The following is a 1188-nucleotide window of genomic DNA, read 5'->3' on the forward strand; positions in this document are numbered from 1 at the left end:
TTTGATGTCGGCGGTGCTGGAAGAGGCGGCTTTTTCTGCTTTCCAGATTTCGTCCAAATCGGCGTATTCTTTTTGCAAGCCGTCGATTTCTTCGTCTATCAATTCCAGACGTTTCTTGCTGGCATCATCGCTTTCTTTGGCAACGTGCATTTTTTCCATTTTGAGCTGGATAATGCGGCGGTCGAGTTTATCCATCTGCTCGGGTTTGCTGTCCAACTCCATTTTGATACGGCTGGCTGCTTCGTCGATCAAATCAATCGCTTTATCAGGCAAGAAGCGGTCGGTAATGTAACGATCGCTCAACTCCGCTGCGGCAACGATAGCAGGGTCGGTAATATCGATACCGTGGTGGATTTCATAACGCTCTTGCAAACCGCGCAAAATAGCGATGGTATCTTCCACGCTGGGCTCGCCGACCAATACTTTTTGGAAGCGGCGTTCGAGTGCCGCATCTTTCTCGATGTACTGACGGTATTCGTCCAAAGTAGTCGCGCCGATGCAGTGCAGTTCGCCGCGCGCCAAAGCCGGTTTCAACATATTGCCCGCATCCATTGCGCCGTCGGTTTTGCCCGCACCGACCAAAGTATGGATTTCGTCGATGAAAATCAGGGTGTTGCCGTCGTCTTTCGCCAAATCGTTCAACACGCCTTTCAAGCGTTCTTCAAATTCGCCACGGTATTTTGCGCCGGCAATCAATGCCGCCAAATCCAAAACCAGCAGGCGTTTGTTGCGCAGGGATTCGGGCACTTCGCCATTAACAATACGTTGCGCCAAGCCTTCAACAATAGCGGTTTTACCCACACCAGGCTCACCAATCAGCACAGGGTTGTTTTTGGTGCGGCGTTGCAATACCTGAATCGCACGGCGGATTTCATCGTCGCGACCGATAACAGGGTCGAGCTTACCGTCACGGGCGCGTTGAGTCAGGTCGAGCGTATATTTTTTCAGAGCATCGCGTTGGTCTTCAGCATTAGCATCGTTCACGTTTTGTCCTCCTCGTACCGCGTCAATTGCGGCATTGATGTTTTGTTCGGTTGCACCGGCTTCTTTCAAAATTTTGCCGGTAGCATCATTCTGCTGCACCAAGGCAAGCAGGAAAAGTTCGCTGGCAATATAGGCATCGCCGCGTTTGGTTGCAGCCTTGTCCATCAAGTTCAATACAGCTTGCAGCTCACGGCTGGGCATAAT

At 51.2% G+C, this 1188-nt stretch carries 1 protein-coding gene; it reads right to left on the reverse strand.

All coding sequences use genetic code 11. The features are described from left to right. A partial coding sequence (locus ACTHS3_RS13760) for an AAA family ATPase (RefSeq protein ID WP_440368223.1) occupies positions 1-1188 on the reverse strand: 1188 nt, incomplete at both ends.

Source organism: Neisseria sp. P0009.S007 (assembly GCF_051962515.1).